The sequence below is a fragment of the Coxiella endosymbiont of Ornithodoros maritimus genome (genome assembly GCF_907164965.1).
In the GTDB taxonomy this organism is placed as follows: domain Bacteria; phylum Pseudomonadota; class Gammaproteobacteria; order Coxiellales; family Coxiellaceae; genus Coxiella.
This window is the reverse complement of sequence record NZ_CAJRAM010000024.1, coordinates 20,864-28,122: the sequence shown is the minus strand read 5'-3', so window position 1 is coordinate 28,122 and position 7,259 is coordinate 20,864. Positions and strand designations below refer to the sequence as shown.

The window sequence follows — 7,259 nt, the reverse complement described above, 5'->3', positions numbered from 1 at the left end:
AAAGCCGTGGTAAAAACCAATGAGGATTGTCAACGGGTACAGCGCAGCCGGGGGGATTTAACGGCGCTGCCGGTTTATGCGAACGGGGAGGGACATTCATCAATTTCATCTGTTTCTGGCAAGTTGTTGGTGTTTATTGGGTTAGTTCCTCCACAACACGCGAGTGAGAATAAGGAGGTCTTGTCGCGGATTAGTAAACGCGGCAATGTGATGTTAAGGACGTTAAGGTAAAACCTGAGGTTGATGAGGCTAATTCATGCGGTGGCTCGGTGAAGCCGCATATACGTTCTTTTCGTCAAAACTGATTGTTGACAACAACCCTGGGGCCATATACGTATAGACCAAAGCAGAATACGGGAAAATAATGATCTCGTCTATCATCCCCGTATTTCACTGCGCTTCATACAGGCTACTTTGCTGCTGGGCCCGCAAGGCGGCCTAACCTACACTTTCAATCCCACCCTAGCAAAAGGGGTTGAACTTCTCAACGATCTATGCTCAATTATACACCCTAAGTAACCCAAGGCTTGCTGATGAAACAACCTCGCGCCCTGACGCCTCTTTTTCTCACCGAGATGTGGGAACGTTTCGGCTTTTATGTCACTCAAAGTCTGCTTATTCTCTACCTTACTAGCGTCCTCAATTTCTCTGACCCTCATGCTTACATGATTCTGGGAGAGTTTACGGCTTTAGTTTATATCGCCTCCCTTGCGGGGGGGGGGGTTGCCGATCGAGTTCTAGGGCCTCGATACGCGATATTTTTAGGTGCTATTTTCTTGGGACTAGGCTACTTTTTCTTAGGTTTTGCTGGTCAAAAGCTACTCTTTCTTAGCTTGTCAATTCTCGTCGTAGGTAATGGCCTATTAAAACCCAATATTTCCAGCTTTTTAGGCCAATTTTATTATGAGAACGATCCACGTCGGGATGCGGGCTTCACCTTATTTTACATTGGCATCAACTTAGGGGGCTTACTAGCACTAGGTAGTGCCGGCTTTATCCAGGAAAAGCTGGGTTGGAGTGCCGCCTTTCTCAGTGCGGGCATTGCCATGCTTATCGCTACTCTCACTTTCTGCTTCGGTTTCAAAAAGTATGAAAACCGCGGATTACTCTTTCCTCCTGACCAAATTAGGCCGTCTTTTTTACGAATGACGCGTCATAAGCTCAGCATTATTTTCCTCATTCTCCTTACTATTTTAATCGCCTATTTATTGTTGAGCAGCACCAGTATTGCTAATTTGTTACAATTGCTTCTTGGTATTTTCATCTTAGCTATACTTCTTTTTATTAGCAGTCGATTTGAAAAACGCATTCGGAATAAGTTTCTTGTTTTGATCATTCTTATCCTTGCCTCCATCGTTTTTTGGGGGATACTGTTTCAGGCATTTGCCTCCGTAAATTTATTTACCCAGCGCGTGGTGGATCGACACATTATGGGCCTATTAATCCCATCACCAGCGTTTATCGCCCTAGAAACGATTTTCATTATTTTGTTCGGTCCTTTTTTAGCCACGCTTTGGCAGCGTTTACATATTAAAAAACTCGATCCCACGCCCGGAATAAAATTTTCTTTTGCTATGTTTTCAGCGGCAATTGCCATGACCCTTTTGGTTTTAGCCGTTCATTGGACCGAAACCAGCGGACTTATTCATCCCATTTGGGTTGTACTTTTTTATCTTTTTCTTACACTGGGAGAGATGTTGCTTTCCCCCATTGGATTATCTATGGTCACGGAATTGTCTCCTCCTCATTTAACCGGTTTAATGATGGGCGTTTGGTTCATGGCGCTCGGATTCGGCGGCCAATTATCTGGTTTTTTGGCTGAACAAGCCGGAGTGCCTAAATACATCCTTGATATCCAGGCGGCTAACGAAATTTATGGGCACGCCTTTATGAATAATGCGATTCTTTCATTTGTGATTGGTTTAATATTACTTATATTAAGCCCCTGGTTAAAACGATTAATAAAAAACTGACAAAACCGGAGGGGCCTTTTGAGTTCCTATCATTACCCACAAGGGGATAAAGGCTAAAAAACTTAAAGCCCATTATCCTTGCGCAGATAGCAATGACAAAGCCTAAAGCTGTATCTTGTGGGTAATCATATAGTTTGGTTTGAGAAATTAATGAGAGGTTAGACTATGTTTGCTCAAGTTACCTATATTTGGATGGACGGCGCGCAGCTAACCCAAAAGCTACGATCAAAAGTTCGGATCATCAAACACCCTGAGCGAGATATTACGCTGGTCGACTTTCCGGAATGGGGATTCGATAGCTCTTCAACCTACCAAGCGACAGGAAAGGATTCCGATTTGATTTTACAACCTGTCCATTTTGTTAAAGATCCAATCTTAGACGATGGAAATTACTTGGTGTTGTGTAAAGTGATGAATCCCGATGGATCCCACATACTTCAAACACCCCCGCCCGCTTGCGTCAAATCATGGCCAATGGAGCTGCTAAACATGACCCATGGATTTGGTTTGAGCAAGAATACACTCTCTTTCAAGGCGTCCAACCTCTCGGATGGCCCGATCGAGGATATCCCGCTCCTCAAGGCCCTTTTTATTGCGGCATCGGGTCCGATGAAGTATTTGGCCGGCCGGGGCCCCCCGCTCTCTCTTAATGGAAGAACATGCCACGGCTTGTATTGAGGCTGGGCTCATGATTTTTGGAACAAACGCCGAAGTCATGCCAGGGCAGTGGGAATTCCAAATTCGCTATCGAGGCGCTGACGACGAGACGCCTAATCCTTTGACAGTTTCTGATCACCTTTGGCTGGCTCGATGGTTGCTCTATCGTATTGGAGAAGATTACGGGATCACAGCAACACTCCAGCCTAAACCGGTTCAAGAGGATTGGAACGGTGCTGGGAAACACACGAACTTTTCCACTAAGTTGATGCGCGACCCCGCCACAGGCTTGGAAACCATCGAACAGGCCATCGAGCGATTATCAAAACGTCATGACGCTCATATTACGGTGTACGGTCATGGGTTAGAAAGCGGCTTCGCTGGTAAACACGAAACGGCTCCTATTACGCAATTTTCTTCAGGCGTAGCCAATCGCGGCGCTTCCGTTCGCATACCTAGCGCGGTAGCATCTCGAGGTTGTGGTTATTTAGAAGATCGTCGCCCCGGTGCTAACGCCGACCCTTACCAAGTCGCGGTTATTTTGTTAGAAACGATTTGTGGGATTCAATTGCTGAAAAATAGTGCTATCAAAACAATCGCTTGAGTTAGGTCTGTTTACAATTCTAGTAGGGCCTGTCGTCCCACGGCTTGTCCACGAGATCCAGTTAGGAACAGATCTCGTCATATAAGCCACGCCATGTTGGATTGTTTTTTTCAGTAACATTTAATTTCCATTTTCTACAGCAATTTTTAAATCGTCTTTCACGTCGTGCAGCCTCCATTATAGTTTGAGGTACTTCGTAATAGACCAATTGATGTACATCATATTTCGATGTAAATCCTGGAATAACATTATTTTTACAAAAGGGATATCCCAAAATACTTAATTAACTAGCCAATTTCTAAAACTTAATGTGGCTCTCTGGATCCCACGGACAAGGCGCGGGACGACAGGCAGCGTTAATTAACGGCACGCCCTAGGCCGCGGCCATAATTCATTAATTTCCTGTGCTCGCTGCTCACGTGCTCCTATGTACGCTGCGGTGCTTGTAAATCAATGAATTCTAGCTCAGCTCAGCGGATTGTAAGCAGGCCCCTATTTTTATCCAAATAGATGATAATAATTTTCTGTCGTTTTTCGAGCTACTTCATTAAGCGGGATATTTTTTAACTCCGCAATGCACTCTGCCACATAAGGGATATATTGGGGTTCATTTTTTTTGCCGCGGTATGGAACGGGGGCTAAATAAGGAGCATCCGTTTCAATTAGCATTTTCTCCAAAGGGACCTTTTTTGTGACTTCCGCTACGTTTTTCGCATTTTTAAAAGTGACAATGCCCGAAAAGGAAATGTAAAAACCGAGCTTCATAGCTTGTTCCGCCATTTCCCAGTTTCCAGTAAAACAATGCATCACACCACCCACGCTTTGTGCGTTTTCTTCCTGCATAATCTGAATAGTATCGGTTTGTGCGCTACGAGAATGAATAATAAGAGGTTTTTTGAGTTTAAGTGCTGCTTGGACATGACAGCGGAAACGATCACGCATTTTCCCTAATTCACTATGATTATAATAATAATCTAAACCCGTTTCACCGATAGCAACAACTTTGGGGTGATTCGCTACTTCAATTAACGTTTGAACCGTCGGCTCATGATCTACTTTTTCGCTTGGATGTAATCCCACACTTGCAGAAACGTTTTCAAAATGAGCAGCGATTTGAATCACCGCTTGAGCGTGCATCAAATCAACTCCCACACAAAGAATATGCTCTACACCCACACTTTTGGCTTTCTCAATTAACGCACCAAGATCCCCTCCATAATGGGCCAGATCGAGCATATTTAAATGACAATGAGAATCAACAAACATGATTGATTACCCCACTAATTCGTCACTTGTTGAAAACGGAATCAGAAACCAGAGTGAACCATTTTTGTCATTGGATTCCTGCCTTCACAAGAATGACGGACTTGCGAACTACAGAATTAAAAATAAATCCTCTAATAGTAATTGGGTATTTACTGATAAAGAATTTTTTGTCAACCACCAGGCTTCTTGTAATTCTTGTAATAATAGCATTATTTTATTTTGCGGCAATGTAGCACTCAGCTCTTGCAACAGGATTAATTGATCAGAATTAACAACAAAATTAGTGGCCTTTAATTGGAGGCGTAATAGATCCATCACGATAATAATTAGCACTTGCAAAACGAATGTCAAATCTTCTTTTAATAAAGTCCCTGCGACTGAAACTGCATTTTCGCGCTGAGCTGTAATATTTACAATTAACTGTAACAATCGGTCACGCACTTCTGTATAGTTCAATGATTTTAATTGAAGGGCTTGCAACGGCGCATAAAAGGCAGCCGTTAATAGCTGGATAGCCTCGCGCCGATCACCATCTATCTGCTTCTGAAGCCATTGAACAGTCGCTTCATTGGCGCTCGCTGTGAAAGCTAGCCGTTGACAGCGGCTGAGGATCGTCGGGAGTAAGGCTCCCGATTGATGACTGATTAAAATTAAAAAGATTTGACCACACGGTTCCTCTAATGTTTTTAAAAAAGCGTTCGCTGCCGCGCGATTCATGGCTTCCGCCGGATAAATGATAGCCACCTGATAATCACCATTTTGAGCGGTTTGATTGAGTGCGTTCATTAACTCCCGTATTTGCGCAATTTTAATATTTTTGTTCTTTTCTTCTGGAATGACCTTAAAAAAATCGGGATGGTTTCCTGCTCTAAACAATTGGCAACCGCGACAAGAACCACACACTCCTCCATCCTGGGCTTCACATAAAATGAATTCCGCTACCGCTTTCGCAAAATTAAACTTACCTAACCCGAGACTTCCCGTTAAAAGCAACGCATGCGGTAATCGTCCTTGCCAATAACGGGTTAAGATTTCTTGCCATTGAGTTTGCTGCCATGGATAAATCATAGTCCCTCGATCTCTGTTTTTCTCCCTGGGAGAGGAGAAACAGTTAACAACGGTTTTATTGCCTTCATTATTTGATTTTTAACGTTCGATAAATCCTGATCCGTGTGGATGACGCGAAATCGAGCCGACTCTTGGTTCGCCAGCGCCAAATAGCACTCGCGCACGCGCTTAAAAAATTCGAGTCCCTCAGTTTCGATACGATCTTTAGCACCCCGACTTTTAACACGACATAAAGCCACTGAAACGGGCGCATCAAGTAACAACGTGAGATCCGGCTTTAAATTCGCTAAAATCCATCCCGCTAATTTCTCAATATGCTTGACGGGAATGCCTCGTCCCCCGCCTTGATAAGCAAAACTGGCATCTGTAAAACGGTCCGATAAGACCCAATGCCCGCGTCGTAAGGCAGGCAAAGCCACATGAGCGATATTTTGCGCTCGACCAGCGAACATTAACAATAATTCAGTATCGGGACACATCATTTCATCGGAATGACTCAACAAAACATCGCGTATGGCTTCAGCAATCGGTGTACCACCAGGTTCGCGCGTAACCACATAAGGAATACGAGCAACGTCCAATTGCTCCCGCACCCAATTAAGTGCGGTTGTCTTCCCCACTCCTTCAATTCCTTCAAAAGAAATGAAACGGCCGCGTTCAATTCCCATGTTTTTCTCCATCTTCTAAATACTTTTTGATAGCTTCTTTGTGTTCTTTACACGTCGCCGAAAAAATATGAGTGCCATCGCGCCGCGCCACATAGTATAACACATCACCCGACTCTGTCTTAAGCGCAGCTAGAATCGATGCGCGCGATGGCATATCAATGGGAGTGGGAGGTAAACCATAATGCTGGTAAGTATTATAGGGTGAATTAGAAACCAAGTCTTCCTTCGTAATAGGGCTACTATAAGGGCGCCCGAGGCCGTATAAAACAGTAGGATCTACTTGTAACGGCATTCGTTTTTTTAAACGGCGTAAAATAACGCCGGCAATTTTAGGGCGGTCTTTTGGCAACGCCGTTTCCTTTTCGACAAGCGAGGCCACAATTAATGCCTGATAAGAATTTTTGTAAGGTGAATTGTCTGCGCGCTGTTGCCAGGCTTCATTTAAAATTATCTGCATACGCTGATAGGCTTGACGAAGTATTTTGATATCGTTGTCTCCCCACGTAAAAGAATAAGTATCGGGAAAAAAAAGTCCCTCGGGACAAAGGTAGGTGCAACCAAGTTTTGCCAGAATTTTTTGATCACTTAGCCGGTCAATGGTATGGTGAATGTAGGGATTTTCTTTTAAGGTCTGCTTCATTTCACGAAACGTCCAACCTTCAATAAAGGTAATGCTGCGCTGCTTTACTTTGCCTGCTACTACATTCCTTAGCAATTCCAACGGCGTCATCGTCGGCGTAATCTCATACTCACCTGCTTTTAATAAAGAGGCATCACCTTTCAGACGCGTTAGGCAAATGAAAAATTGAGGACTTTGCAGTAATCCTTCTTCATACAAAATTTTTGCTAGGTAGTGAATGCCGGTGCCTGGTGGGACTTTAATAGTGCTTACCTGCTGTATCGCTTTGTCGCTTTGAAGGGGCGTATGAATAAAGCGGTGCCAGACGATGGCAAACCACATTCCTAAAATCATTAGCACAATAGCGCAAATGAAAAGAATAATCTTTTTGAAGGATGACATTA

Annotated in this window: 4 protein-coding genes and 4 pseudogenes; 3 read left to right on the top strand and 5 right to left on the bottom strand. The window is 43.8% G+C overall.

All coding sequences use genetic code 11. The features are described 5' to 3' along the window. From OWO34_RS02450 to OWO34_RS02440, 3 genes and pseudogenes are all read left to right on the top strand, one after another. A pseudogene (locus OWO34_RS02450) lies at positions 1–225 on the top strand (transposase); the annotation flags it as partial. Positions 226–533: 308 nt separating this feature from the next. Beyond that, on the top strand, positions 534–1,973 hold the full coding sequence (locus tag OWO34_RS02445) for a peptide MFS transporter (RefSeq protein ID WP_267256446.1): 1,440 nt from the start codon (positions 534–536) through the stop codon (positions 1,971–1,973). A 165-nt stretch (positions 1,974–2,138) separates the two neighbouring features. Continuing rightward, positions 2,139–3,234 (top strand): annotated as a pseudogene (locus OWO34_RS02440) (glutamine synthetase beta-grasp domain-containing protein). 61 nt (positions 3,235–3,295) lie between these two features. On the opposite strand, the pseudogene OWO34_RS02435 reads toward OWO34_RS02440, so the two are convergent. The 5 genes and pseudogenes from OWO34_RS02435 to mltG form a co-directional block, all read right to left on the bottom strand. Then, positions 3,296–3,490, bottom strand: a pseudogene (locus tag OWO34_RS02435) (GIY-YIG nuclease family protein); the annotation flags it as partial. Positions 3,491–3,732: 242 nt separating this feature from the next. Beyond that, complete coding sequence (locus OWO34_RS02430; protein WP_267256445.1) at positions 3,733–4,500, bottom strand: TatD family hydrolase; 768 nt, start codon at positions 4,498–4,500, stop codon at positions 3,733–3,735. 108 nt (positions 4,501–4,608) lie between these two features. Next, positions 4,609–5,568 carry a DNA polymerase III subunit delta' gene (locus tag OWO34_RS02425; protein ID WP_267256444.1) on the bottom strand — a complete coding sequence of 320 codons (960 nt, stop codon included), beginning with the start codon at positions 5,566–5,568 and terminating at the stop codon, positions 4,609–4,611. Beyond that, on the bottom strand, positions 5,565–6,236 hold the full coding sequence (tmk, locus tag OWO34_RS02420) for a dTMP kinase (protein ID WP_267256443.1): 672 nt from the start codon (positions 6,234–6,236) through the stop codon (positions 5,565–5,567). Before tmk ends, OWO34_RS02425 begins: the two co-directional genes overlap by 4 nt. Next, positions 6,149–7,257: pseudogene (mltG, locus tag OWO34_RS02415) on the bottom strand (endolytic transglycosylase MltG); the annotation flags it as partial. The gene tmk and the pseudogene mltG, both read right to left, overlap by 88 nt. Positions 7,258–7,259 lie beyond the last annotated feature (2 nt).